Source organism: Oligoflexia bacterium, assembly GCA_034439615.1.
Taxonomy (GTDB): domain Bacteria; phylum Bdellovibrionota; class Bdellovibrionia; order JABDDW01; family JABDDW01; genus JAWXAT01.
Genome location: JAWXAT010000006.1, coordinates 1 through 25,982, shown reverse-complemented (window position 1 = coordinate 25,982; position 25,982 = coordinate 1). Strand labels below are relative to the sequence as shown.

Here is a 25,982-nt window from a genome sequence, read left to right as displayed (position 1 = left end):
CTAAAATTTATGAGATGTTTCTCAAGAATTTTCGTAATTCGTAAGTCTTATTGGCTGCTTGGTAAATCGTCGCGACTCTTCGATAGAGGAGGCCGTGATGGCTCAATCTCATAATTGGAATATCGTCCAAGAGAAATTCAAGATTGGTGATAAAGAAATAATTTTAGAGACAGGAAAATTAGCAAAACAAGCTGATGGTTCTGTTTTGGTTTCATGCAATGAAACTAGAGTTTTAGTAACAGTTGTCTCTAGTCGAAAAGCGACTGACAAAGATTTTTTTCCGCTCATGGTTGAATACCAAGAAAAATATTATTCATCCGGAAAAATCCCTGGTGGTTTTTTTAAGCGTGAAGCAAAGCCCTCAACCGATGCCACATTAACCTCACGGTTAATTGATCGGCCAATCAGACCACTATTTCCCACAGGATATATGTTTGAAACCCAAGTGGTGGCTTCGGTTTTAAGTACAGACAACAGTATTGAACCAGGAATATTAGCAGGTATTGGTGCTTCAACTGCGCTTTATATCAGTGACATTCCTTTTAATGGCCCTGCAGCAAGCTGTCAGGTGGCTCGAGTGAATGGTCAATATATTGCTAATCCATCGTATGCGCAGATAGAAGAAGCAGATCTTGAAATGATTGTTGCTGGTACACGTAAAGCTCTCTTGATGGTTGAAGGCGGAGCTAAATTCATCTCTGAAGAAACAATGCTTGAGGCATTGAAATTTGGTCATGATTCATTCCAACCTGCCATTGAAGCACAAGAGCGCTTAAGAAAAGCAGTCGGAAAACCCAAGCGCGAATTCAAACCAAAAGAAGTTGATGAAGCGTTTAGAAAACAAGTAGAACAATTTTTATCTCCTAAGGTGAAATCCGCTTTAAAAATTGAAGAAAAACAAGCTCGTTATCAAGCTGTAGATGATGCAAAAGCTGAGGCTGCTGAAAAATTCTTGATTGACTTGCCTGAAGATCTTTTGGAAATTAGAAAAAAAGAATTAGGTACTATTGTTGAAGATGTAAAATACAATGTCGCACGCCAAACAATTTTAAAAGAAGCTGTGCGTATTGACGGGCGAAAAGTAACTGATATTCGGCCTATAACTTGCGAAGTAGGTATTTTGCCAAGAGCCCACGGTTCTGGTTTATTTACTCGCGGTGAGACCCAGGTTCTAGGAGCAATTACACTTGGTACAAGTGATGATGAACAGCTCATTGATTCCGTTTCTGGTAATTACTATAAGAAATTTATTCTTCATTACAACTTTCCTCCCTATAGCGTAGGAGAAGTTGGACGTATCGGTTTTACAGGCCGTCGTGAAATTGGTCACGGAGCATTAGCTGAGCGTGCACTTAAGGCCATACTGCCTGACCCTGCTAAGTTCCCTTACACCATGCGTGTTGTAGGTGAAGTTTTAGAATCTAACGGTTCCTCATCAATGGGCACTGTATGTGCTGGTTGCATGGGTCTCATGGATGCAGGTGTTCCCATTGTTGAGCCTGTTTCAGGAATTGCTATGGGTCTCATTAAAGAAGGTGATGATATTGCAATTTTGTCTGACATCTTAGGTGATGAAGATCACTTGGGTGATATGGACTTTAAAGTTGCTGGTGGTAAATCTGGAATCACTGCATTTCAAATGGATATTAAAATTGAAGGCGTAACATTAGAAATTATGAAAAAAGCTTTAGCACAAGCTGCTGAAGGCCGAGCTCATATTTTAAATGAAATGCTTAAAGTTATCGATATTCATCGTGGTGAAATTAGTCCCTATGCTCCACGTATTGAAACAATCCAAGTTAAACCTGAAAAAGTTCGTGAGATTATTGGCCCCGGAGGCAAGATGATTAAGTCAATCATTGAAGCAACTGGAGTTAAGATCGATATCGAAGATGACGGGAAGATCAATATTGCCACAAGTGATCCGATCGCCGGAGCAAAAGCAAAAGCGATGATCATGAGTATTTGTGCTGAAGCTGAAATAGGTAAAACCTATCAAGGTAAAGTCAAAAAAATCATGGATTTCGGAGCATTTGTTGAAATTCTTCCTGGTACAGATGGTTTGCTACACATTTCTGAGATTTCTCATGACCGTGTACGCACAGTAACTGAAGTACTAAAAGAAGGTGATGAGCTTGAGGTTAAAGTTTTAGATGTCGATCGAGCAGGGAAAATTAAACTGTCTCGCAAGGCGCTTTTAATCAAGCCCGTTTAATCAATGTACAAAAAGACCGTTCTTGATTCAGGAATTACTGTAGTAACAGAGGCCCATCGTTATCAACGTTCGGTTGCGGTGGGGGTTTTTGTTGAAACAGGAACCCGCGATGAAACTCAAAAAACCATGGGTACTTCCCATTTTGTGGAACACATGGTTTTTAAAGGTACAAAGCGGCGCTCTGCTTCTGATATTGCGCGAGCCATTGAAGCTGTTGGTGGAGATCTCAACGCATTCACAACACGTGAGTACACTTGTTTTCACGCACTTTCATTAAAAGATGATTTAGCTTTAGACATTGATGTCCTTGGAGATCTTGTTTGCAATGCTCAGTTCACTGAGCGGGATTTTGAACGAGAAAAAAATGTCATACTTCAAGAAGTTGCTATGACGGAAGACACACCTGAAGAATATATTTACGATCTTTTCTTTGAAAAGATTTATGGAAAATCTTCTTTGGGTTGGCCCATCTTAGGCACCAAAGAAACTTTAGAAAATTTAACCCGTGGTCAACTTTTGAAATATTATCGTGAGCGCTATGCCGGTAGAAACCTAATCGTAGCGGCAGCAGGTGCGCTAGAACATGATGAAGTAGTAGAAAAGGTAGAGAAAAGTTTTAAAAATAGAAAACGAATAATCAAAAAAGTAAGTCGTCAAAAACCAAAATGGCAAAGAGTGCGTGAAGTAGTCGAGAAAGATGGCGAACAAACTCATATTGTTGTTGGTTTTGAAGGTGTATCGTTTGTTAATCCAAATCGTTTTGATGCATTTGTGTTAAACGCATGGCTTGGCGGCGGAATGAGCTCTAGGCTCTATCAAAGCATTCGAGAAAAAAAGGGTTTAGCTTATACCGTTTATTCAAATCTCACTACATTTGTAGATTGTGGCACCCTAACAGTTTATGCAGGCACTGAAGCAAAAAGTGTTAAAACCGTGTTAGATGCCATTGAGCGTGACGTTAAAGATTTAAAAAGAAAAAAACTTAAGCCCCATGCCCTTCAAATTTTTAAACAGCAAGTAAAAGGTAATATCTTACTTGGTGCAGATGATATGGAGAATCGCATGTCTTCTCTTGGTGTAAATGAAATGACTTTTGGCGAATACATGCCTGTAGAATCTATCGTTGAAGGTATTGATAAAGTCACGGCAAGTGGAGTTAAAGACTTGGCTCAAAAAATATTTAATCTCGACCAAATGGCAATACTTGTAATGGGTGATATTAAATCCAGTGAAGTTGAGAAGTTTATTAAATGAAACCCATCATCAAGATAAAAAAACTTGGTAATTTTGTAGGCAAAATTCCTGGGTATCAATCTGAAGAAGCAAGTGGTGCTGATGTTTGCGCGGCACTTCAGACAGCGGTAATACTTGAACCAGGGAAACGTGTTTTAGTTTCAACCGGGTTAAGCTTAGAGATTCCTCAAGGCTTTGAAATTCAAGTCAGACCGCGAAGTGGACTTGCCATTAAAAGCGGGATTACATTAGTGAATACCCCTGGAACCATCGATAGCGATTATCGTGGCGAATTAAAAATTATTATAATTAATCATGGGCAAGATAATTTTGTAATTAATCCCGGAGATCGTATTGCTCAGCTCATCGTAGCACCTGTCATTCAAGCTGAGTTTCAAGAAGTTGGTGAAATTTCAACTACAGTGCGTGGTAAAGAGGGGTTCGGAAGTACTGGAGTTAATGTTTGAAATTAAAATTACTTACCTTTGCTGAAACTTGAAATTAAAATTACTTACCTTCGCTTAGTTCTTTATGGATTTGATCAAGGCTTTCTGGGGTGTATTCTTGAACTTTAATGCGATGGCGGGTGATGTCTAATACAGCTGAATAAATCCAAAATATAAGTACAATTCCTGTGAGGGTTCCTACAATTTTCGTTACTCTTTTTTTCTCAAGCATAAAATTATCAACCAAGCCCACAGTTATCAAAAGTGCCGATATGAGAATGGCAAATGGGGTGACTGCACGTGAAATGGGCGAAAGCACACCTATGATTTGAGCCGGTATTTGAGCCAATACAACAACGATAAATATTTTTTTGTATTCTAATTCCGTTTTTAAAATAAATAAACCTGCGTAGTAAAGAATGCCAGAAAGGACTACTGACATGATCAAGCCCATCACGGGGCCTACGATGATACCACCAAGGACTGATAAAATATGACGAGCTACTATTCCGCCTAAGAGTCCACAAGCGGCAGATATTAAAACTTCTAAAATAATGACGGTTGTCCAATCCCATGAAGGAACACGTTTGATTCCATCAACTGGATTTTTGAGATACTGAGGTAGAAAAAAAACGACTTCACGAATGCGCGCTTTTATATCTTGCCAGTTAAGATCTGTGACCGGACGTTTTGGTTGTTCCATGAGTTTATCTTCCTGTGGCTAAGTCATTTTCTGCAAGGAAAATACTATGATCCAGAATAATCTCATGTAAGCTTTTTGTTTTAGATTTAACGATGCGCTGTGTTGATATGGATGGCGAAGAAGTTTTTGTGCCCTCTAAATAATTAAGGCTCGCAATACCTATTTGATTGGTAAGACTCTCTAAACTTGTTTGTTGGGCAGTGATGATATGAACTTTTCCATGTTTAGATTTGATTTGTTCAAGTCTTTGAAAAGGTTTTTTATTGTGATTTAGCACATAGACTTCGTATCCATGGGCTTTTAAATATCGGTGAGTTTTTTTCCAAGGGTTTAGAAAATTCCAAAAAGATGTAGGTTCTTGAATAAAACATAAGGGGTAGCGGGTGAGGAGACAATTGGGGCGAAGTTTCATTTAAAAATGTCCGTTGACCTTAATGGTAAGATCCATACTTGAAGGGTCATCACCACTTGCCATGGGAATATGATTGCCCAATTCAATACCAGTGCTAAATAAACCGTTAAGCCAATAATCCATTCCTGCGGCAAGTACAGTTGCCCCGCTTGAAAATGATCTATCATTACGCAAAACCGATTTATCTGGGCGTTGAGATGTTTTAATGGAGTAGGTTCTACTTGCAACTCCAACACCGCCATGAACAGTGAGGCCTTCGTAAATTGCAGTATCGTAGATCAGTCTAAGTTCAAAACCATTTGAAGAAATGCGTGTGTCTGATATTCCAGATTCGGGAAAATTAATGATGTGTCCTTCAGCAAGCCAATGATCAGAGAATAAATCTACGCCAAAGTTAAGATCAAATCCTTTGATTCCACCACGCTCACGAACTCCAGGGGCTATTGCAAAGTCTTGAAATGAATTTACAAAAGCAACACCTGCATGAATTCTCACTTCATCGAAAACAGATTCTGTATCTTCTGTAACCATAGGCCTTTGAATTTTGGTTTTTGAAGTTTTTGGCAAATAGGGAGCTTCATCTGGAAACTCAAACGCAAAGGCTAGCGTTGAAGTTGTAACTAAAGAGACGGTAATAAAAGAATTAATTAGTCGTTTCATACCTCTAGTGTAACTGATTTGATTACAGTGGACGTGTCAAAAATCTGACTTTTCATTTTTTTTATACAGGTGATAATGAAATAAGGGGGATTTGTGTCAGATAAGAGCTGTTACTGTGCATTTTGTAAAATGCCTCGTAAAATTTATCGCAAAAGGGCGGTATCGTTTATTAACTTTATCCAAGCCTTAGGTATAGCTATGGCTGCAAGTTTTCTATTTTGGCAACAGCTTGATCCTCGAGCATTGGTTATTTTCGTACTTGCATTGATGATCATTGAAATCGGGATCCTGGTTAGAAATCGTTATGACGCTGAATGCCCCCATTGTGCTTTTGACCCGATCGTTTATGTTCGTGATCAAGTGAAAGCCTGTGAGAAAGTTAAAAGACACCTAGAAGCCCGTAAGGAAGATCCTGATGTCTGGCTTGCCCGCAAACCTCCAATTCGACTCCCGGGGCGTAAGAAAAAATCCACGCGTGAAATTGTCATTTAGGGCATTTTTATAGCCTTGAGCTCGACTTTTCAAAATAATTAAGTAAATATAAGGTGGTTTATTAAGTCTTTTACCAAAGAACCAGGGAACCGCTTTGAAGAAGCTTATTGTTATACCAACATACAATGAACGCGATAACATTGTTGAACTCATGAAAGTGATTTTTTTGATCACTCCTGATTCTCATGTGCTTGTTGTTGATGATGGTAGCCCTGATGGTACAGCTGCACTAGTCGAAGAGTTTGCTCTAAAAGACAAACGCGTATTCTTACTAAAACGTTCTGGCAAAATGGGTTTAGGAAAAGCATATGTCGCTGGGTTTCGGTGGGCGCTTGAAAATAATTATGACTTTATTATTGAAATGGACGCTGATTGGAGCCATCCCCCGCGTTTTCTTGCAGATATGACAAGAGTTGCATTGACCACTGATTTTGTTATTGGATCTCGTTATGTAAAGGGTGGCGGCTCTGTTAATTGGAGTTTTTTTCGAAAGCTGATATCTAAAGCTGGAAGTCTTTATGCTCGTTTGATTTTGGGTGTACCGATTTGTGATTTTACTGGTGGTTTTAATGGTTGGCATGCTCGTGTTTTAAAGGCTGTTGATCTTGATAGCATTGGTTCGGATGGCTATAGTTTTCAAATCGAACTTAAATATCGTGCCGTTCAGTTGGGTTTTAAATTTACTGAATTCCCAATCATGTTTGAAGAAAGACGTGAGGGGCAAAGTAAAATGTCTTCAGCTATTGTTCGCGAAGCTATGTGGCGCGTTTGGTCAATTCGATTTAATGGACGAAAACAATCAACAATAACGATTAGGCCTCAAGGTTAAATCGCCACTTTGGAAATAGTGTTTTTACATTATTTAAAAGTGCTGCACTTAATTCTTCAAGTGAAATTCCCTTTATCTCAGCTACTTTTGCGGCAGTATGACTCACAAATGCAGGGGTGTTTTTTCTTCCACGCATAGGTACTGGTGCTAAAAACGGCGCGTCTGTTTCAATAAGTAGGCGACCCAGTGGCACGTTCTTTACTATTTCACGCAAACTATGAGCATTTTTAAAAGTGATAACTCCACTTAGGCTAATATAAAACCCTACGTCAAGTGCTGCACGCGCTAGTTTTTCAGTGCCTGAAAAACAATGCATCATTCCTGTAACTTTGCCGTTCCACTTATTAAGTTCTTCAATCGTATCATCTTCGGCATCACGTGAATGAATTTGCACTGGCAATTTTAGTTCGTTTGCCAGAGTCATTTGCTGATTAAAAACAGTGCGTTGAATATCTTGCTCAGAATGGTTGTAGAAATAATCTAAACCTATTTCACCTACACCTATAATAAAAATTTCTTTGGCAGTTTCACGAATTTCATTTTCAATTTGCTCAGTGTAAAATTTTGCATCATGGGGATGTACCCCTAATGTAGCAGCGACTATTGGATAATGAGCTTTTGATATGGCGCAAACTTTAGCAAAGTCATTGGGGTGACAACCAATAGTGATCATGCGATCAACGCCCGAAGCTTTAGCTAAAGTTAAAACTTCATCAGTTTTATCTTCAAGCATTTCAAGATGGGTGTGTGCATCTATCCACATGATTTATATCCTTTAAGTGAGACGGGGAAACAGTGGTCCGCCTTCAAGAATCTCAGAAGCAATCCCTCGGCCCCAAATGGTCTGGGCCTCTAGAGTTGTTTTGCCATCAATGATCTCTGTGATTGGTTTTTGACCTAAACGTTTTAAAATTTCAGTGCTTGTTGTAGGGATAAATGGCCATAAAAATAAGGCGGCGATGCGTATTCCCTCAGCAACGTTATTAAGTACAATACTTAATTCTTCTTTTTTAGTTGGATCTTTAGCTAGAGTCCATGGAGCCTTGGTGTCGATGTATTTATTAAGCGAGAGTAAAATAGGGAAAATATTTTGTAATACATCGTGGAAATCAAAGAGTTCCATTTTGCGATCACCATTTTTATCTTTGCTGAGATATTTTTCTTTAGCATTATGAATATTATTTAATACAGGTTCAAGATCAGTATCGCTAGTTTGTGGTGGGTTAATTTTTGAATCAAGATTTTTTTTAATTAAATTTGTTGTGCGACTGACTAAATTGCCTAGGTTATTGGCAAGATCAGCATTCACTCGATCTTTAAAATTTTTGAGATTAAAATCTCCGTCTTGTCCAAATGGGAACTCTCGGAATAAAAATAATCTAAAAGCATCTTGGCCATACTGATTGGTGAAAGCTATGGGTTCAATTGCGTTACCCAGACTTTTACTCATTTTTTGGCCTTCGATTGTCCACCATCCATGGGCAAAAATTCTTTTAGGCAAAGGGAATCCTACGCTTAAAAGTAGGCATGGCCAATATACAGCGTGAAAGCGCAAAATATCTTTACCTATAAGGTGAATTGCCTTTGGCTGGGATTTTTCACCCCAATATTTTTTAAACACTGTTTCGTCTGCAAGTGGATTTAAGGCCGATACATAATTTATTAATGCATCAAACCAAACATAGATGACGTGGTTTGCTGTGGCTGTTGATTTTTCATCTTCAGGAAATGGGATGCCCCATGTGAAGCTGGTGCGACTAACACTCACATCCCTAACGCCCTCTTTTAAAAAAGAAACAACTTCATTTTTCTTTGATTCGGGTAAAATAAAAGTAGGATTGTCTTCAATGTGTTTTAAAAGTGCTGGTACGTATTTGCCAATTTTAAAGAAGTAATTTTCTTCTTTGATTTTTTTAACATCTCGTCCGCAAGTAGGACATTTTTTTTCTTTAAGTTGCGATTCAGTCCAAAAAGTTTCATCAGGAACGCAGTACCAACCTTCGTAATTGCCAAGGTAGATATCTCCTGAGTCGAGAGATTTTTTAATAAAATATTGAACGACTTTTTTATGGCGATCTTCTGTTGTGCGAATGAAATCGTCAAAAGAGATTCCCATCTTTTCCCAGGTGGTTTTAAAAGCAGCGGCGACTTCATCTGTAAATTCTTGTGGGGATTTATTTTTTTTCGTTGCAGCTTCTTGTACTTTCTCGCCGTGTTCATCAGTGCCTGTTAAAAAACGCACATCTGCTCCCATTAATCGTTCAAAGCGAGCTAAAACATCAGCAGCAATGGTGCAATAAGCAGTGCCTAAATGAGGGATGTCATTGACATAATATATAGGTGTTGTGACGTAAAAAGATTCTTTAGCCATGTTTTATTTCGTTTTCTGCTAGTTGTTTAGCGTCAATCCAGAATTTTTCAAATGCCAGGTTTTTATTCACATTGGCTTGGATATCTTGTTCGAGTTTAAGAATTTTTTGTCCTAAAAAAAGAAGTGTTTGGGGAGAATAAACAGTATTGAGTTCTTCAGCCGTAACGGCTTCTTCTGATGAAAGCGGGGGGTGTGCCCCTAGCTTGAGGGCTGCCGCAGATTTAATAATTTGCCCCCAGCATTGAATTGCAAATAGAGCACTCTCGCGTTCATCGCTGAGCTCATTCATTTGAGTGAACCCTTCAAAGGCACGGGTATGTTTGATATCTTTAAAAACTTTAAAGGCTGAAGATTTTAATTTTCTAAAAGAATCATCTGAGTATTTTGTAACAGCATCAACGCGCCCCTGTGCTAACGGCAATGCCCAATCTGGGGCCTCTGGCACAATTTTTTTAAGTTCTTGTGTGCTAAGTGATCCAAAAAATACTCTTTGGCAACGAGAAATGATAGTTGATAAAAGGGCTCCCTTATTAGATGTGACAAGAATAAAATAACAATGAGCCGGGGGCTCTTCTAATGTTTTCAGTAAAGCGTTAGAACTTTGAGCATTCATGGTTTGTGCTTCATCGATGATTACAACTTTTGCTGCACCCTCGTAAGATTTGAGCGAAATAAAATTTTGAATATCTCTGATTTGTTCAATTTTAAGTGTTGGGCTTTCTCCAGGACTTACAATTAAAAGATCGGGATGTTGACTGCGCGAAATGCGATCACATGTGGAGCATTTTCCGCAAGGTGCATTTGGTTGCTTACATAAAAGCCCTTGTGCCCAAGCTAGGGCTACAAGTTTTTTTCCGACACCCGAGGGGCCAGAAAATAAAAACGCAGGGGCCCGCCCCCGATTTGAATGTAAAACTTCTTTAAGCGCTTTTACAATTGATGTGTGTCCAACAATTTTATCAAAAATCATAGGAGCCCCCGTTTTTTTACTTCAGTTAACAACATTTGCAGTAATTCATTGGGCGCTTTCTCAGAATTTATAATAAAAAATCTTTCTGGATCTTTTTTGGCGATGGCTAAAAATTCTTGTCTTACAGTTTCGTGAAATTGAGTTTTTTCATTTTCAAAGCGATCAGCTTTACGTGCTTGGCGTCTTTTTTGGCTTACATCGACAGAGCAGTCAGTGAGTACGGTGAGCGCTGGTTTGAGACCTTTGGTTGCGAATTGATTTAACCAAATAACATCTTCGGTTTTAAGTTTTCGCCCGGCTCCTTGAAAAGCGAGGCTTGAATCGTAAAAGCGGTCACTTAAAACCCATATATTTTGGTCTAGCCAGGGTCGAATTTTTGTCGCGACGTGCTGAGCGCGGTCAGCTTCGTAAATTAAGAGTTCAGCCTCAGGGCATGGAGGCACCCCTTCGGGGCGTAATAAGATTTCCCTAAGTTCACGCCCTAAGTCTGAGCCTCCAGGTTCCCTTGTAATTTCAACGGGTAAGCCCAGCTGCTTCAAATGTTGAGCAAATAATTTTAAAAGGGTCGATTTGCCTGAGCCATCGATACCTTCAAAAGTCACAAAAGGCATATAACCCCGTAAATTGTCATAGCTTTTTAAGCATGTCAGCAAAATTAAATCATTTCTCACAAATGACCGAAACAGTACTTATGAGGTTTCAATAATGACTGAAGAAGCAAATACAGTTCAGGCTAATTTTAAAGTACTTATCGCCGATGATGACGGCGCGGGTTCACGTCGACTTCAAGATTTTCTTAGAGAACGTGGTTTTACTGTAGAGGTTGTTCCTAGTGGATCTGCTGCTAAAGAACGCATTCGCGATTGGAAACCAAATTTTGTTATTTGCGACCTCACTCTCTCAGATGGTAATGCTTTTCAAGTTTTAGGTTGGCTTAAAGCAGAAGCCTCAATTAAAATTAAACCAAAAGTTTTTGTTACTTCGGCACATAATATCGTAAAAAATATTAAAGAATGTATTTCCCTCGGAGCTACTGACTATATTGTAAAGCCTTATAAGTATGAAGACATTTTAACAAGACTTGTGTTTCATATCCAAAATAAAAGAGAACTTGTTCACGATGCCAATAAAGAAAAAGTTGCTAAACTTGAAGGTGCTGATGTTTACCTTCACTTACTTGAGATCGTGTTACGAGAAACTTTGAGTGGTCGTAAACAAAGTGAAATTCTACTTAATATTACAAAGATGATTGCCATATCACTCAAAGCGGTACGTTGCTCAGTAGTGATGATCTCAGAAGACTTGCAAGACGGCACTGTCATGGCCAGTAGCGATAATCGTGATGCTAAGGGTTTTAAATTAGACATGAATAAATATCCAGAAATGCTTCACGTCATGAATAGTCAAAAAGCAATCGTTATTGAAGATCTTGCCTACGACCCAATGTTGGCAAAAATTAAAGATCTCGTAAAAGGCATTTCATTTAACAGTATGATTGTTTGCCCTGTGAGTCGTAATAACACCATGTATGGTGTTATTAGTGCACGCATGGATCGAGAGCATTCAAAGTTTAATGATCGTGATATTCGCTTTTGCCAATTGATAGCCCAAATTTCAAGTCTCATGATGAGCTCTGGTATACTCATGCCTCATGAGTATCAAGATAAAGCTTCTTAAAAAATAGGTTGGAATTTTAAATTCTCGTGCAATCAGGACAATTTTTTAATTGTAAAACTTGATCAGGTCTTGTGCCATCGCGATATATTGTAATGCCTTTACATTTTAATTTAGCTGCGAGCATAAAAGCCACTTGCACGTCTTGAACTGAAGCTTTGTTTGAAAGATTTATTGTTTTTGATACGCCACTATCTGAATGTTTTTGAAAACGTGCTTGCATCTCTACATGTTGGGTTGCAGTAAGATCTCTGGTTGTAACAAAAATATTTTTTATATCATCTGGAATCGACGCGTCTTTAAACGTGCCTTCTTGAGACATGATTTTTAAAAGTGATTCATTGTAAAGACCTCGTTCTTTTAAAACGGCCTCAGCATAGGGGTGAACTTCTCTTAATATTTTTTTATCTAACACGTGTCGCTCATAGGCATAGCTAAATATAGGCTCTATTCCGGCAGAGGCATTGCAAAGAAGACTGATGGTGCCAGTGGGCGCAATTGTTGTAAGTGTTGCATTTCTTAATGGTTTAAGGCCGCGTTTATTCCAGAGGCTTTGAGAGAATCCATCAAAGGCTCCGTGTTTTTTTGCTAATTGTTGGCTGACAAGTACAGCTTGTGTACGAATAAATTCCATAATTTTTTCACCCACAACATATGATTCGGGTGAACCATAAGCGATATTAAGTTTCAATAGCAAATCCGCAAAACCCATAACTCCTAAACCAATTTTGCGATTGGCATGGCAAAGATCATGAATCTCAGGAACTGGGTAAGTGCAGGTATCAATGACACGATCTAAAAACAAAACTCCTGTTTCAGTGAGTTCGGAAAGTTTACTCCAATTAATTGAATCGCTATTATTTTTTTGATAAATGACATTGAGATTAATGCTTCCTAGATTACATGCTTCATAGGGTAAGAGTGGTTGTTCTCCACAAGGATTAGTGGCCTCCATGATACCTTTTTTGGGAGTAGGGTTATTTTTATTAATCTCATCAATAAAAATGAGTCCGGGTTCACCCGTGAGCCAAGCGGCCTCACAAATGTCTTGAAATAATTTTGATGCAGATACAGTTTTTACTTTTTTTCTCGTATGAGGATCAATGAGATTCCATGAGGAATCATTTTTGACAGCGTTAATAAATTTATTTGTGACCGCTACAGAGATATTAAAATTTGTGATTTTAGAAATATCAGTCTTACAGTGAATAAAGGCTTCAATATCGGGATGTTCAACTGAAAGAACACCCATATTTGCACCACGTCTAAGGCCACCTTGTTTAATTGTTTGAGTTAGTTCATTAAATAATGAGAGAAAACCAAGTGGGCCTGCAGCGACACCGTTACTTGACTGCACTTGTGATTTTTCAGGTCGTAGGCTTGAAAAACTAAAGCCTGTCCCACCACCTGATTGATGAATGAGGGCTGTTGATTTAAGTGTGTTCATGATTTCTGTCAGATCATCAGCTAGAGGTAAAACAAAACACGCTGCAAGTTGAGCTTGTTTTTTTCCGGCGTTCATCAGAGTGGGCGAGTTGGGTAAAAAAGCAAGCTCACTCAGTGCTAACAGAAATCGCTTTTCTAGCTGCTTAGAAGGCCCGGCAACGTGTTTTGCAACTCGCTTGAGCATCTCCTCAGGTGTTTCCACATTTCGCTTTGATTTACGCCAAAGGTAGCGATCGTGAAGTACGGTAAGTGCATTTTCTGTGAACAGATTTTTAATCATATTGCTTTAAGTCTATGAAAACTGTGTTTTGCGTCAAGTCGTTCGACACTTTGGCGCAAACATAATTCAAATACCGCAGTGCGCGTGCTTTGACAGACGTAGGTCTGGTTTATTATACTCTATTAATAGGGCAATTAACCAAATTGTGGGGTAAGGAGAACCTATGAGTCAACCACTTCATGTTCGACGTTGCCACCTCTGTGGCAAAATAACCGAGAGTTGTGATGACATCATAAAATGTTTGTTTTGTAACAAGTCACTCTTGCCGTTTTATTACTTTGATAAGCGTAAAATCATTGATTACGCTGACAATGAAGTAAGACCTGGAGAACAAAAACCTGATCTGTTTAAAGATCCTCGCTTTACTCCAGGTAAGGTTGATAATTTTGGACCCATTCGGGGGCTAACTGCATACTGGTGAAAATTTGAAAGTGACGTTAGCGGATATTCAAAAAGCCAGTTTGCTCATAAAGCCGCACATTAATCGTACGACTTTAGAATACTCTGCTAACTGCAGCAAGCTTTCGGGGTTTGATGTTTTCTTAAAGTATGAAAATTTTCAACTCACAGGAAGTTTTAAGATTCGTGGAGCTGCAAATAAACTCATCCAATTAACTGACGCAGAAAAAAAAGCAGGCGTGATCGCAGCCTCGGCCGGTAATCACGCGCAAGGTGTTGCTTGTATAGCCCAAAAATTGGGTATTAAAGCGACAATCGTAATGCCTGAACAGAGTCCTCTCATTAAAGTCGTTTCTACAAAAAGATTTGGTGCGGAAGTTATTTTAAAAGGTGTGGCCTATGATGAGGCCTATCAGCACGCACTCACGCTTCAAAAAATAAGTGGCGCGATTTTTATTCATCCCTTTGAAGATGAAAAAATCATTGCAGGTCAAGGCACTATTGGTCTTGAAATTTTTGAAGATATTCCAGATGCAGAAGTAGTTTTTATTCCCATTGGTGGGGGCGGACTTCTTAGTGGTATTGCCATTGCGCTTAAATCATTAAATCCAAAAATTAAAATCATTGGTGTTCAAGCAGTTGGTGCTGACAGCATGGCTCAAAGTTTTCGCGATAAAAAATTAGTCATGGAATTAAAACCTGTTTCAACCATTGCTGATGGTATCGCTGTGAAAAGACCATCTCAAGTTATGTACGATAGTTTTATTTCAAAACTCTGTGATGATGTGGTCACTGTCAGCGATGATGAGATTGCAAAGATCATTGTGTTTTTAATGGAACGGGCAAAAACAGTTGTTGAAGGAGCGGGTGCTTCATCACTTGCTGCCCTTGTGGCTCACAAAGATAAATTTAAATGTAAAAAGGCAGTTGCTCTTTTGAGTGGCGGTAATATTGATCTAAATATGCTTGAGCGTATTATTGATCGAGGTTTTCAAGTTTCAGGTCGTTTAGCAAAAATCACTGTAGCAGCGCCGGATGTTCCAGGGACGCTCAATAAGCTTACTACTTTGATTGCTGAAAAAAGAGCTAACGTTTTACAGATTAATCACAATCGAATGAGTGATCGCATTCATTTGCGTGAGACGATTATTGAGTTCACTTTAGAAACCACAGGGCAAGATCAGATCGATGAAATTAAAAAAGGTTTTGTTGCGCTGGGTTCAAAGGTCATAGAATAATTCATATGGATCCTAGAGATAGTGTCTAAGGTTTAGTCAATCTGAACTGTCAGTATATTTGATTTTGTTCACGTATAAGCCTCTCAATTTCCTTAAGAAATTTAAAAAAAACCGGTATATCAATAGGTAATTTAAGAGCGGAACGTGTGGAGGGCTTCAATGTTTACGGGCAAAAACCTATATAAAAATAGGCTCAAGAAATTTTCTGTATTTCTAATTCTTTCTGTTATTTTTGTTGGATACCAAAATTTTAATTATACGAGCATCAACCCTCAAATATGCACGACATCATATTCTGGTGATTGGACATTGTCGGATGAGTTTACATTTTCAGATCACAATTCTTCGGCTTATACGACCGAAGAAGAGTCTCGTGGTTTTTTTAGTTTTGGCTCAGCAGATCAACCAGTAGTAGTTGGTAAGGGTAATTTATCTGTATTAAACGGTGGTTCTTTTGTAGCTAATTCAAACGCAATATTTATGCGTGATTCTAAAAACCATATATTAAAAAATTATGCCTGGTCATTCTCAAATGATTCAGCTGAATCTGATAGATTGGGAAATATCTATGCGGGTGGGGTTGCTAACGGAGTGATGAATAATGTGATTTACATCAGCAACCAAGCTTCATGGTACAAGGGTCCTGAATTTAAATTTAATCCCATGCGAACCACTTCCTCATTAAATTATAATTACTCTATTCTCAGATTGAAATTTTTTGAAAATCAAGTTGGCGATATTTTTGGAGTCATACGATCAGGCACAGGTAATTTTAGTAATGCTGTTTCAGTAATAAAACGCAACACCATCTCTGGTGGGTGGACTGTTGTGGACGATACTGTTTATTCTGTAAATTCAAGTTTCTACCCCTGGGATTATTTGAAAGATCGCAAAGGTAATATTTTTACATTTGGTACAGTTAGTACGTACGGTTCAAATGTAAGGGCTTATCATGCGCGTAGATTGAACACAGTTCAATCTACTCCGGTCGGTGAAAATTTAAATCAATTGACCCAGTTATTAGGTTCAGGAGTTATCGGCTATAGGACAGGATTCTATGATGATTTCAATAGTAGAAATCAGATCTTGTTGTTTGTTGATATACAGCCAGCTACTGGGGGGCAATACCCAGCGTTGCTTCGCGGGACTTCTGACGGTACCCAATGGTCGATGTTGCCATTGTACGAGAATCTTCTTACGGGCTCTTATGGAATTTTAAATACAGGCGCAGATCATCTTGGCAATTTATATGTTGTCATTCATCCAACAGGTGGAAACTATACAGCTAGTAAACTATTACGAAGCACAGATGGAGGCATTAGTTGGGTATCGCAAGAAGGCATTTGTAATCAAGGTTACTGTGCCACAAATCAACTTCGATTTTTCAATAATACAGTGCTCAACGGTTCTGTCGCGCATGCAAACTTAGCAAATCCTTCAGGCGATCATGGGAAATTAACTATCGATAAATCTGGGAATCTTTTTCGTCATGCCTATGAAACATATGAAGAAGCCTCATCAGTTGCTGGTGTGAAATACAGAAAATCAAATGTTTATAAAATAGGGTGCACGCCATCAGCTCAATCAACTCCAGTGCCAACTGCAACACCTCGACTTGTTTCAGTTCCAACAACGCCGTGGCCATATAATGTAACAACGAGCAATCACCAAGTTAATTTGTCTTGGGGAAATAATAACGGAGCATTTGCGTATCACATAAAAAGGGGTACAGCTCCAAATGCACTGACTAAAATTGCAGTGGCTTATCCGAACACTGTTTCCACGATTACATTAAATCAATATACTGATTCAGGGCTAGTAGCTGGGACTACTTATTATTATGCAGTTTCTGCGTTAAACGGATATGGCGATGAAAGTTCTGATACTGCAGCTATTGGCGTGATCGTCAATCAAGGTAATGTTGGACAATTACCAGCGCCGACGATGTTTCTACTTGGTACAGCTAATAATGAAGTACTGATACAATGGCAGGCCGTACCAGGTGCTACAGGTTACTCCGTACAAAGAAGTCCGTCTGCCAATGGAACTTTTGCTGAAGTGAATGGGTCAACGACTACAACATCTTCAGGATTTGTTTTAGTAGACCTAACGGCTCTTAACGGTGTGACTTATTACTACCGAGCTGCAGCGCTAAATGCAAATAGCCAACCTGGAGTATATACAAATATTTTAAGTGCAACACCACCAATGGGAACGGTAGTGCAACTTGCAGCGCCTACGGTTCAGTTAACAGCGGGGAATAAGCAAGTCGGAGTGCAGTGGAGCCGAGTTACTGGTGCAAGTAGTTATAGCATCAAGCGTGCGTTAAGTACCTCAGGTCCGTGGAGTACAGTGAATGGCCCAACTACATCTTTAAATTCAAACACATTTGTACTCGCAGATTTAACTGTTGTTAATGGGACACTTTATTTTTATCGTGTTGCCGCTATAGACGGTAATGGCAACGAGGGTCTTTATTCACCTGAAAATTTATCCGTCGTGCCAGTAGGCCCACCAGTATCGTTGCCCGCTCCTACTGGTTTTCAACTTACTGCTGGAAATTACAAAGTTTCAGCACAATGGAATCTTGTGACCGATGCATGCGACTATGTAACTATGCGTGCAACAAATTCAAGTGGCCCGTGGTTATCAATTGGTGGACCATCTTCCATAGTTTCAAATATGTATAAATTTGATGATACAACTGTAACCAGTGGTACATTATATTATTACAAAGTGGCCGCAGTAACTTGCAGTGGTTTAGTTGGTGTTTATACACAAGTACTAACAGTTACGCCTGTCTCGCCCAATCCGACACCGACACCAAGCCCAGCGACTGGGATACAGTTTGGGTCGTGTATAATTCGTAATGGAAATCTCCCCGGATACTATGCTGCCGATGTAGGAACTAACTATGTGAAACGTAACATTGGTAATGTAACAACATATGCTCAAGCGCAGTTAGCATGTACGGATAAATTTTTTGCGGAATTAATGGTTAATTTTTGTACACTGATCCCCAATGCGGAGAATGTACAATGGGGTGTAGCCGCTTATGATTCAGTTGGCTCATATCAAGTTACCGGATGCGCAGCGAGTGGGTGTGACTATCATAAATGTCCTGCATCGACACCAACTCCCACACCGTCAATTGCACCATCAGCTACACCAACGCCAAATCCATATGACATTTGCAGGCTTGATATGGTTGATGGAAGTAATATTACAAAGGGTCTCTACACAACACAGGAATCTTGTCTCGTAAATATTTGTGATATTTATGGTCAAGCCAACACGCTTCCTCCAAATAGTTTTTCGAGTGTGTGTGTTTAAGGATGTAATTATTAAACAATACCTAGCCAAGTCTGGCTCAACACCAACACCAACTCCGATCGCAACACCAACGCCAGTGCCAAGTGTGCAATATGGTGCTTGTGTTATTCGCAGTGAAAGTACAAGTCTTCCTGCTTATGCTGCTGCAAATGAAGGTTCAGTTTATGTGAAACGTAATATTGGGAATGTGACAACATTTGGAAGTGCTCAGACTGCGTGCACCGATAGTGTTTTCCTAGAATTGATGGATGTGTACTGTACAGCAAATCCAAAAATTACTTCTGCACAATGGGGAGTTGCTGCATATTATTCTGCAGGCGAACCTGTCAATGCTATATCAGGATGTGCAATAACTGGATGTGTTTCTCATACATGTCCAAGGCCACCATTATCATTACCAGCGCCACTACCTGTTGCAACTCCAACACCTGTGACCACAACTGCGCCAACACCGGCCGCAACGCCGGTACTGTCAGTTTCAGAGCGGGCACCTGCTTCAGAGCCAACGCCAACGTTGCCACCACCAGTTCAATATGGATCCTGTGTTATTTTTGATGGCAATTTGCCAGCATACAGTTCTGCAGATATCAGTGTGGATCATGTGAAACATAACATTGGCAAGGTATCAGCATTAAGTAAGGCAAAGTCTGAGTGTACTGATCGTATTTTTTCAAAATTGATGCTCGCTTATTGCGCTTTAAATCCAGAGGCGACAACGATGAAATGGAATATTGCTCTTTATAATTCTACTGATGATCTTTCTGCAGGTGTTACTACCGAATGTCCTGCTAGTGGTTGTGAACAGCATGCTTGTGTTGCACAAAAGAAAACATCAGAAAAAGGGATGGGCTGTGGAATAGTTAATGCAAAAGACAGTGGAAAGGGTGGCCCAGGCGCTCCTCCTCTTGTACTCTTAACACTTCCACTACTGATGATTGCTTATCTTAAGAAAACTAGTTTGAAATTAATGGCAAAAAACGTCGTTTAAAATTTCTTTAACTTTCGATTTGAACTTCTTCTTTGCCCCAGGCTCCACCGCCTGGGGTATTAATCATAATCGAATGAGTGATCTCATTCATTTTAGCCGTGTAACGTTTATAATTTTCTCTTAGTTCTTTACATTCAACTTAAATAAAACGAAAACGTGAATCAGAGGGTAGGGGATATGAATCATCGTTTTCTTTTCATATGTTTATTTGCGGGTTTTTTTAGTCTGGATGCAAAAGCTTTAATTTCCAAAACACCAAATAAAGAATTTTTGCAGCAAACATTCGCGGGCTACCAGGGTTGGTTTAGCACACAAAAGTTAAGCAAAAATGGAATTTGGACACATTGGAACGCGGGTCAAATACCTTCTGTAGGTCAGATTAAATTTGAACTTTATCCTGATGTACGTGAATACAACGCTGATGATCTTCAAGAAACAGGTTTAGGTGTACTGGGCAATGGCCAACCTTCAATGCTTTTTGCCTCTGATCGAGCAGGAGTAGTTGATACACATTTTCGTTGGATGAAAGAATATGGAATAGACGGAGTTGCTCTGCAACGATTTGTCTCAGAGCTAAATCTTCCTTTTCAAAAAATGTTACGTGATGATGTTGCAGTTCTTGTTCGACAAAATGCCCAGAAGTATGATCGCAGTTTTTATATGGAATATGACATCACGAGTTCTAATGAAGCTACTTTAGTTTCTGATATTAAAAAAGATTGGTTAGAACTTGAGACAAAAGTTTTAGATTCTCCACAATACGCAAAACACAAAGGTCGGCCGGTCATTGCACTTTGGGGTTTTGGTTATACTGATCGCCCAGGTACTCAAGAGCAAGCGTTGGAACTCATTCGTTGGTTTCATGAAAAAGGTTTTATGGTAATTGGCGGAGTTCCTTATTGGTGGCGTCAGGGAATTAATAATTCAAAAGCAAATTGGCTTTCGACATACTTAAAATTCGATATGGTGCAACCTTGGTCAGTGGGTGTTTATGCATCTGCTCTCGAGTTATTAAATAATCATGTAAAAATGCATATTGATGATAAAAAACTTTGTGATCAATATAATGTTCTTTATCAGAGAGTTATATTTCCGGGGTTTGCATGGTCAAATTGGAATGGTGGAAAATTTAATATGATTCCTCGTGCAGCGGGTGATTTATTTTGGGCACAAGCTTATTGGACTAAAAAATTAGGAGTCTCAGCATTTATTGCGATGTTTGATGAATACGATGAATCAACAGCTATTGCTAAAGCTGCAGAAAATGCATCGATGAGTCCAGTGAGCCAGAAGTTTCTAACACTTGATGCTGATGGAAAAAATATTTCTTCAGATTTTTATTTGCGTGTTGCTGGAGACATAACAAAACTCTTGCGTGGTGAAAAACAACTCACCGCGTGTTTAGAACAACCCTATCGATTGCCGGAATCGCGAACTGATAAATTCAAACGTGTATTTAGGCAAAAGGTCAGTTGCTCAGGTATTGTTAAATGCCTCGTAAAATAACTAATTCTCAACTTGAATTTCTTCTTTGCCCCAAGCTCCGCCGCCTGGGGTATTTATTATCAGCGTGTCGCCTGGGTTCATTTCGATAACTTTTTTCTCATTATGAATTTTTTTCTTCTCACCACTTTTAATTACAACATTTTCACCAGGTAAGCCTGATACACCGCCAAAAAGACTATGGGGTTTATAATGTCTGCGATCTGAAAGAAGCATGAGAGTTGTGGGTTTTAAAAATTTATAACCGCGGGTGATTCCGTTTCCGCCAGATTTTTTACCTGTTGCACCTGAAGAATCACGAATTGAGCAATGGGTAACCTGTAGAGGATATGTTTTTTCTAAAACTTCAATTGAAGTAAGTGATGTGTTGTGAAGATTTGTCTGAATGCAATCTGAGCCCTGGTGATCTCTACTTGCACCAACGCCACAGCCTATGGCATCAACAAAAAGTTGATCACCTGATTTCATAAGCGTCACATTAGATGAGCCACCACTCAGAGCTGGAATTTCAAGTGGAAGAGCTTTACTTAAGCAACTCATAATCACATCTACGATGCGCTTTGATGTTTCAAAATATCCGCCAAGCATAGGGGCTGGGTAGCGTGCATTGACGATAGTACCTTCAGGCGCTTCAATAGAAAACGCTTTAAATGCCCCTGAATTTACCGGGATATCTTCTTTAACTAAACTTCTAATAATCCAAAAACATGCACCTAGAGTTGTCGCATAATTTAGATTCATGGGGCCTTTGGTTTGCTTCGAACTTCCGGCAAAACTTAGTAAAATATTATGGCCTTGGCAGGTGAGTTGGCATTGAATGCGAATAGGTGATGAGTCATAGCCGTCGTTGTCTAAATAATCATGGGCCAAATATTCACCATCAGGGATTTCAAGTAGCGCTGAGCGCATTCGATCTTCAGAGTATGTGCGAAGTTCTGTAATTATTTTTGATACTTTATCTGAACCTATTGTTGTTTCTATTTGAATGGTTTGTTCTGTAGCTTCTTTAAGTCTGATTTTTACTTCACCAATAAGTTGCATCAGCTCATCGCGATTCATGCCCGATTGACATAAGTAATCTAGTAACGCCGGATTCACTAATCCTTGAACATCAAGTGGCGTTGGTGGAATGCGATAACCCTCGTCTTCAACGGTTGTGAAAAGTGTTTTTAAATTCTTATTTAAAAGTTGAGGTACAGAAACTTGGAGCACTAAATAATAACGTAAGTCATTGGCTTGAGATTTTCCAAATGCACCTTGAATAAAAAATAGATCACAAAGTCTTGTGTTGCCACTGTAGGGATCATTGGTAATAAGTATTTCCCCATGTTTTGGGGTGATGTATTTTTTAATGGCTTTGCTGCAAAATTCAAAAGAAGCAAAATGCAGAGGGTTTGACCCCGTTACTTCAATAAGATCTCCACGATGATCAAGAAGGGCAACATTTACTTCAGAGAAATTCTTAAAAGACTCACCTAATTTATTTAAAATGCTTTTACATGAGTAGCGAAATTTTTCAGTTTTAAAAGGATCCGTAATCATGTCGCTCCTCCCAATTGAAAAACACCCTGTTGAATTTCAATAGTTTGGGGTAGTGGACTTTCAAAAAGTCTTAGGCAATTTGACCAATTGCTTAATTGTGACGTTTTCCAATTAGAAATACCTAATAATTTTGCCAATTGATGAGCAAATAAAGGCTCAAGCCATCCTTCAAAAATAAAATCAGTTTGAGATAAAACTAATTTTTCTTTTTTAAAATAGTTCTCAATTTCTAAGGCTAATTGTGAACAGGCTAAATCTATATACTGAGCGGCGCAGTCGTCTTGATGCATGCGAAGTTGTTTTGCTAGTGGTGCTAATAATCGTGTAACCCGGTTAATATCAACTCTTGCTCGAGGTACACCTTCACAAATGATTTTTCGATCATAAGCGAGAAGATCCATTAAAGATAAATTTAAACCTTTTCCAAAACAAGCTGGTCCTGGTTCTCCATCGATTTTTTCTGGACCCACATGAATAAGGCCGCCGTTATCTTTTGAAATAAGATTGAGAGCTGAAGTGGAGAGCTGTGTGAAGTGATTTGTTTTTTGAGGTGTAACTTTTTCTAGCCAAATACGATCTTCTAAAAAAGTAATGTGAACTGCTTGTGAGTTTTTCGGAGCCGGAATATTTTCTCTAATATGAATTCGATCTTTGTTAAACCCAAGTTTAATAATATCTTCTAAAAACTAATCACGTGTCGGAATCAAAAATGCAGCTTCAGTTGCAGCGAGGGCTCGGTCGAGTTCATTTCCTTCATATTGGTGTGATAAAATGACGCTATAACCATTTTCGGTAAGTTTTTTCCCTACTTGTTTTTCATGGGCTGGATTAATATTAGAATGCAAAAAACAAACGGCTACTGATTTGGTATCGGTAAGTTTAAGTTTACTAATTACAAATTCAATTTCTTTTTCATCAAGTTCAATTTCTATTGAACCATCAGCACTTGTTCTTTCAGTTACGCCAAAAGCCAAATCGCGCGGCACAAGTGAAGTATTTTTTTTTGCTTGAAGCCCAAATAAAGAAAGTCTTTCTTGAGTGCCAATTTCCAAAAGATTTTCAAACCCTTCAGTTGTTAGGAGTGCCGTTGCTGCACCCCATTTTTCGCGTAGCGAAACTTTTGCTAAATCTGTAGCCAGAAATAAATCTGTGTTTTCAGGTTTAAATTCTTTTGGCAAAAGAGAAAGGGCTTCAATAAGGCCAATGAGAAGCTGGTCTTTTCTATTGAGTGTTCGATATAGAAATGCGCGCTTGCCATCACTTGCGGCAAAGTCGACAAACATTTCTCGAATATGGGCAGCACATTGCCATGACATAAGCTTGACTCTACGGCTCCATTAGATCAGATTATGGATTCAAATACTACAGATGACAAGGTAAAGCGACGTTACATGAATCGAAAATTTGGGGGAGCATTTGTGATTACCATAGACGGGCCGGCAGGAAGCGGCAAGTCGACAGTGAGTGGAAAACTCGCTCGACGACTCAACATGACTTTTCTCACAACAGGTTCTTTTTACAGGGGTTTAGCAGAGCTTTGTAAAATCAAAAAAATCGACATCACCGATGAAGTTTTAGTTGCAAGCCTTGCTCATTACCAAGGCTTTCGTATTCATGCTGACATGTATGGCACCCAAGTTTTTATTGATGATGTAAATGTCACAGCACAAATCAATAATGATGAAACTGCAAAAATTGCTAGTCGGATATCTGCATACTCTCAAGTTAGAAAAGCACTTTTAGAGGCACAGCGTGAATTTAACAAGCCCCCAGCAGGTCTTATTGCTGAAGGCCGAGATTGTGGAACCGTTGTGTTTCCTGACGCTGATGTGAAAATTTTCCTTACCGCTAGTCTTGATATGCGCGCTCAAAGACGCTCCTCAGAATATAAATCCACAAGCGAAGAACTCATCAAAAATATTGCCCAGCGAGATGAGGCTGATTCACAGCGCAAAGTGGCTCCCATGGCTAAAGCCCACGATGCTATCGAAATCGACACCTCTACCTTGAGTATTGACGAAGTTGTTGATAAGATCGTGAAAGTTGTTGAGAGTAAGAAATCTCAATAGTGTTTGATATATCTTCAAAATTGAAAAGGTTTTAATGTCAGCTGAAATGAAAGAACCCCAAACAAATCTCCCATATAGCAACCAGCCCATTGTTAAAAATGGTGTTACGATTTTAGCTGCTCAAACTGCAGGGGTTTGTTTTGGTGTAGAAAGAGCTTTAGATCTAAGCGAAAAAGCCATTAAAGAAATTTCTGGTCCTATTTCATCACTTGGCCCATTGATACATAATCCTCAAGCCGTAGCTGATCTTTCATCACGTGGTTTAAAAGTCGCTGAAGATATTAATAATATTGAAGGTACAGTTGTATTTCGAAGTCACGGTGTGACCCTTCAAGTTCAAGAAAAGGCTAAAGATAAAGGTCTAAAAATCGTTGATGCCACATGTCCTCTTGTGAAAGTTCCCCAAAATTTTGCAAAAAAACTTTCTCAAAATGGTTATTTCGTCATTATCGTAGGTGATGCCAATCATCCTGAAATCAAAGGGGTGAGAAGTTATGTGCCTAATGATGAAGTTGCGGTGATCAAAAGTGCAGATGAAGTGGCAAATTTGCCAGAGCGTGCAAAAGTAGGTGTAATTTGTCAGACCACTTTAAAAAGAAAAGTTTTGGATTTAGTAGTTGAGAAATGCAAAGAAAAATTTGCCGAAGTGAAACTTCATAATACAATTTGCAGTGCCACTAAAGATCGTCAAGAGGCGGCCCATGAACTTGCAGCCAATGTGGATTGCATGGTAGTTATCGGCGGACGTAATTCCTCAAACACACAAAAACTCTACGATATTTGCTCTGAACTTTCCCAAAAAGCTTATCTTGTTGAGACCGAAGCTGAATTGAAGTCAGAATGGTTTTCGGGTTTTAAAAGTATCGGCGTTACAGCTGGTGCCAGCACACCGCACGTTTTGATTGATAAAGTTCGTAGCCGTATTGCTGAGATTATTTAATTGCTTGTACGCAATGGCAGTTGTGCCACAACCTGATGCTTAGTGATTGATGACCGATCTACATCGAGCGTCAACTCTCCAAATTGCGATTCATAATAAGCAAGATTCAAAAATAGATCTAATTGTCTATCAACCAAATGCCATGAAACTCCCAATCAACCATCAACTCTCCAAATAGCGATCCATTGTCGATTTACCAAATGTGTGAAGTGCTTTGAGTTTATTGTGATTTGAACAAA

General features: G+C 39.1%; 24 protein-coding genes. 13 read left to right on the top strand and 11 right to left on the bottom strand.

Going from position 1 to position 25,982, the window contains the following annotated elements; all coding sequences use genetic code 11:
- The first annotated feature begins 97 nt into the window (after positions 1–97).
- The 3 genes from pnp to dut are packed head-to-tail and all read left to right on the top strand — an operon-like array spanning position 98 to position 3,915.
- Positions 98–2,215 carry a polyribonucleotide nucleotidyltransferase gene (gene pnp / locus SGI74_01570; GenBank protein ID MDZ4676171.1) on the top strand — a complete coding sequence of 706 codons (2,118 nt, stop codon included), beginning with the start codon at positions 98–100 and terminating at the stop codon, positions 2,213–2,215.
- Positions 2,216–2,218: 3 nt separating this feature from the next.
- Positions 2,219–3,469, top strand: coding sequence for a pitrilysin family protein (locus SGI74_01565; protein MDZ4676170.1), 1,251 nt, complete (start codon positions 2,219–2,221; stop codon positions 3,467–3,469).
- The gene (gene dut, locus SGI74_01560) at positions 3,466–3,915 is read left to right on the top strand and encodes a dUTP diphosphatase (protein MDZ4676169.1); all 450 of its coding nucleotides are present in this window, start codon (positions 3,466–3,468) and stop codon (positions 3,913–3,915) included. Before SGI74_01565 ends, dut begins: the two co-directional genes overlap by 4 nt.
- Before the next feature lie 40 nt (positions 3,916–3,955).
- Here dut and SGI74_01555 read toward each other — a convergent pair whose 3' ends face one another.
- Genes SGI74_01555 through SGI74_01545 form a run of 3 tightly spaced genes read right to left on the bottom strand, consistent with a single transcriptional unit; the run spans position 3,956 to position 5,669 of the window.
- On the bottom strand, positions 3,956–4,597 hold the full coding sequence (locus SGI74_01555) for a YIP1 family protein (protein ID MDZ4676168.1): 642 nt from the start codon (positions 4,595–4,597) through the stop codon (positions 3,956–3,958).
- Between the two features lie 4 nt (positions 4,598–4,601).
- The gene (locus SGI74_01550; protein MDZ4676167.1) at positions 4,602–5,009 is read right to left on the bottom strand and encodes a hypothetical protein; all 408 of its coding nucleotides are present in this window, start codon (positions 5,007–5,009) and stop codon (positions 4,602–4,604) included.
- Positions 5,010–5,669: a hypothetical protein gene (locus tag SGI74_01545; GenBank protein ID MDZ4676166.1), complete on the bottom strand. Its 660-nt coding sequence runs from the start codon at positions 5,667–5,669 to the stop codon at positions 5,010–5,012.
- Positions 5,670–5,762: 93 nt separating this feature from the next.
- On the opposite strand from SGI74_01545, the gene SGI74_01540 reads away from it, so the two are divergent.
- Both SGI74_01540 and SGI74_01535 read left to right on the top strand, forming a co-directional pair.
- Positions 5,763–6,161 carry a hypothetical protein gene (locus SGI74_01540; protein ID MDZ4676165.1) on the top strand — a complete coding sequence of 133 codons (399 nt, stop codon included), beginning with the start codon at positions 5,763–5,765 and terminating at the stop codon, positions 6,159–6,161.
- Positions 6,162–6,255: 94 nt separating this feature from the next.
- Positions 6,256–6,990 carry a polyprenol monophosphomannose synthase gene (locus SGI74_01535; GenBank protein ID MDZ4676164.1) on the top strand — a complete coding sequence of 245 codons (735 nt, stop codon included), beginning with the start codon at positions 6,256–6,258 and terminating at the stop codon, positions 6,988–6,990.
- On the opposite strand, the gene SGI74_01530 is transcribed toward SGI74_01535, so the two are convergent.
- From SGI74_01530 to tmk, 4 genes are read right to left on the bottom strand one after another with little or no spacing between them, the layout of a single operon-like run.
- Positions 6,974–7,753: a TatD family hydrolase gene (locus tag SGI74_01530; protein ID MDZ4676163.1), complete on the bottom strand. Its 780-nt coding sequence runs from the start codon at positions 7,751–7,753 to the stop codon at positions 6,974–6,976. The two genes, SGI74_01535 and SGI74_01530, sit on opposite strands and share 17 nt — an antisense overlap.
- A gap of 12 nt (positions 7,754–7,765) precedes the next feature.
- Entirely contained in the window at positions 7,766–9,361 is a 1,596-nt protein-coding gene (gene metG, locus SGI74_01525; GenBank protein MDZ4676162.1) for a methionine--tRNA ligase, read from the bottom strand.
- Positions 9,354–10,331: a DNA polymerase III subunit delta' gene (gene holB, locus SGI74_01520; protein MDZ4676161.1), complete on the bottom strand. Its 978-nt coding sequence runs from the start codon at positions 10,329–10,331 to the stop codon at positions 9,354–9,356. The genes metG and holB overlap by 8 nt, the downstream gene beginning before the upstream one ends.
- On the bottom strand, positions 10,328–10,942 hold the full coding sequence (gene tmk / locus SGI74_01515) for a dTMP kinase (GenBank protein MDZ4676160.1): 615 nt from the start codon (positions 10,940–10,942) through the stop codon (positions 10,328–10,330). Before tmk ends, holB begins: the two co-directional genes overlap by 4 nt.
- Before the next feature lie 94 nt (positions 10,943–11,036).
- On the opposite strand from tmk, the gene SGI74_01510 reads away from it, so the two are divergent.
- Positions 11,037–12,008, top strand: a complete 972-nt coding sequence (locus SGI74_01510; GenBank protein MDZ4676159.1) for a response regulator — start codon at positions 11,037–11,039, stop codon at positions 12,006–12,008.
- Positions 12,009–12,024: 16 nt separating this feature from the next.
- Here SGI74_01510 and SGI74_01505 read toward each other — a convergent pair whose 3' ends face one another.
- Entirely contained in the window at positions 12,025–13,731 is a 1,707-nt protein-coding gene (locus tag SGI74_01505) for an adenosylcobalamin-dependent ribonucleoside-diphosphate reductase (GenBank protein MDZ4676158.1), read from the bottom strand.
- Between the two features lie 163 nt (positions 13,732–13,894).
- Here SGI74_01505 and SGI74_01500 point away from each other — a divergent pair, with 163 nt between their 5' ends.
- From SGI74_01500 to SGI74_01480, 5 genes are all read left to right on the top strand, one after another.
- The gene (locus SGI74_01500; GenBank protein ID MDZ4676157.1) at positions 13,895–14,152 is read left to right on the top strand and encodes a hypothetical protein; all 258 of its coding nucleotides are present in this window, start codon (positions 13,895–13,897) and stop codon (positions 14,150–14,152) included.
- Between the two features lie 10 nt (positions 14,153–14,162).
- On the top strand, positions 14,163–15,368 hold the full coding sequence (gene ilvA / locus SGI74_01495) for a threonine ammonia-lyase (protein ID MDZ4676156.1): 1,206 nt from the start codon (positions 14,163–14,165) through the stop codon (positions 15,366–15,368).
- Positions 15,369–15,527: 159 nt separating this feature from the next.
- A complete protein-coding gene (locus SGI74_01490; protein MDZ4676155.1) occupies positions 15,528–18,701 on the top strand; it encodes a hypothetical protein in 3,174 nt (1,057 codons plus the stop codon).
- On the top strand, positions 18,694–19,689 hold the full coding sequence (locus SGI74_01485; GenBank protein ID MDZ4676154.1) for a hypothetical protein: 996 nt from the start codon (positions 18,694–18,696) through the stop codon (positions 19,687–19,689). Before SGI74_01490 ends, SGI74_01485 begins: the two co-directional genes overlap by 8 nt.
- A gap of 177 nt (positions 19,690–19,866) precedes the next feature.
- Complete coding sequence (locus SGI74_01480) at positions 19,867–21,195, top strand: glycoside hydrolase family 71/99-like protein (GenBank protein ID MDZ4676153.1); 1,329 nt, start codon at positions 19,867–19,869, stop codon at positions 21,193–21,195.
- Here the strand turns inward: SGI74_01480 and SGI74_01475 are convergent, their stop codons facing one another.
- The 3 genes from SGI74_01475 to SGI74_01465 all read right to left on the bottom strand — a co-directional run bounded on the left by SGI74_01475 (position 21,196) and on the right by SGI74_01465 (position 24,050).
- Positions 21,196–22,734: a hydantoinase B/oxoprolinase family protein gene (locus SGI74_01475; GenBank protein MDZ4676152.1), complete on the bottom strand. Its 1,539-nt coding sequence runs from the start codon at positions 22,732–22,734 to the stop codon at positions 21,196–21,198.
- The gene (locus tag SGI74_01470) at positions 22,731–23,234 is read right to left on the bottom strand and encodes a hydantoinase/oxoprolinase family protein (protein MDZ4676151.1); all 504 of its coding nucleotides are present in this window, start codon (positions 23,232–23,234) and stop codon (positions 22,731–22,733) included. The genes SGI74_01475 and SGI74_01470 overlap by 4 nt, the downstream gene beginning before the upstream one ends.
- Before the next feature lie 186 nt (positions 23,235–23,420).
- Complete coding sequence (locus SGI74_01465) at positions 23,421–24,050, bottom strand: hydantoinase/oxoprolinase N-terminal domain-containing protein (protein ID MDZ4676150.1); 630 nt, start codon at positions 24,048–24,050, stop codon at positions 23,421–23,423.
- Positions 24,051–24,083: 33 nt separating this feature from the next.
- Between SGI74_01465 and cmk the strand changes: the two genes are divergently transcribed.
- Positions 24,084–24,803 (top strand): (d)CMP kinase, encoded by a 720-nt coding sequence (gene cmk / locus SGI74_01460; protein MDZ4676149.1) that lies wholly within the window; start codon positions 24,084–24,086, stop codon positions 24,801–24,803.
- 34 nt (positions 24,804–24,837) lie between these two features.
- Positions 24,838–25,743 carry a 4-hydroxy-3-methylbut-2-enyl diphosphate reductase gene (gene ispH / locus SGI74_01455; GenBank protein ID MDZ4676148.1) on the top strand — a complete coding sequence of 302 codons (906 nt, stop codon included), beginning with the start codon at positions 24,838–24,840 and terminating at the stop codon, positions 25,741–25,743.
- Positions 25,744–25,982 lie beyond the last annotated feature (239 nt).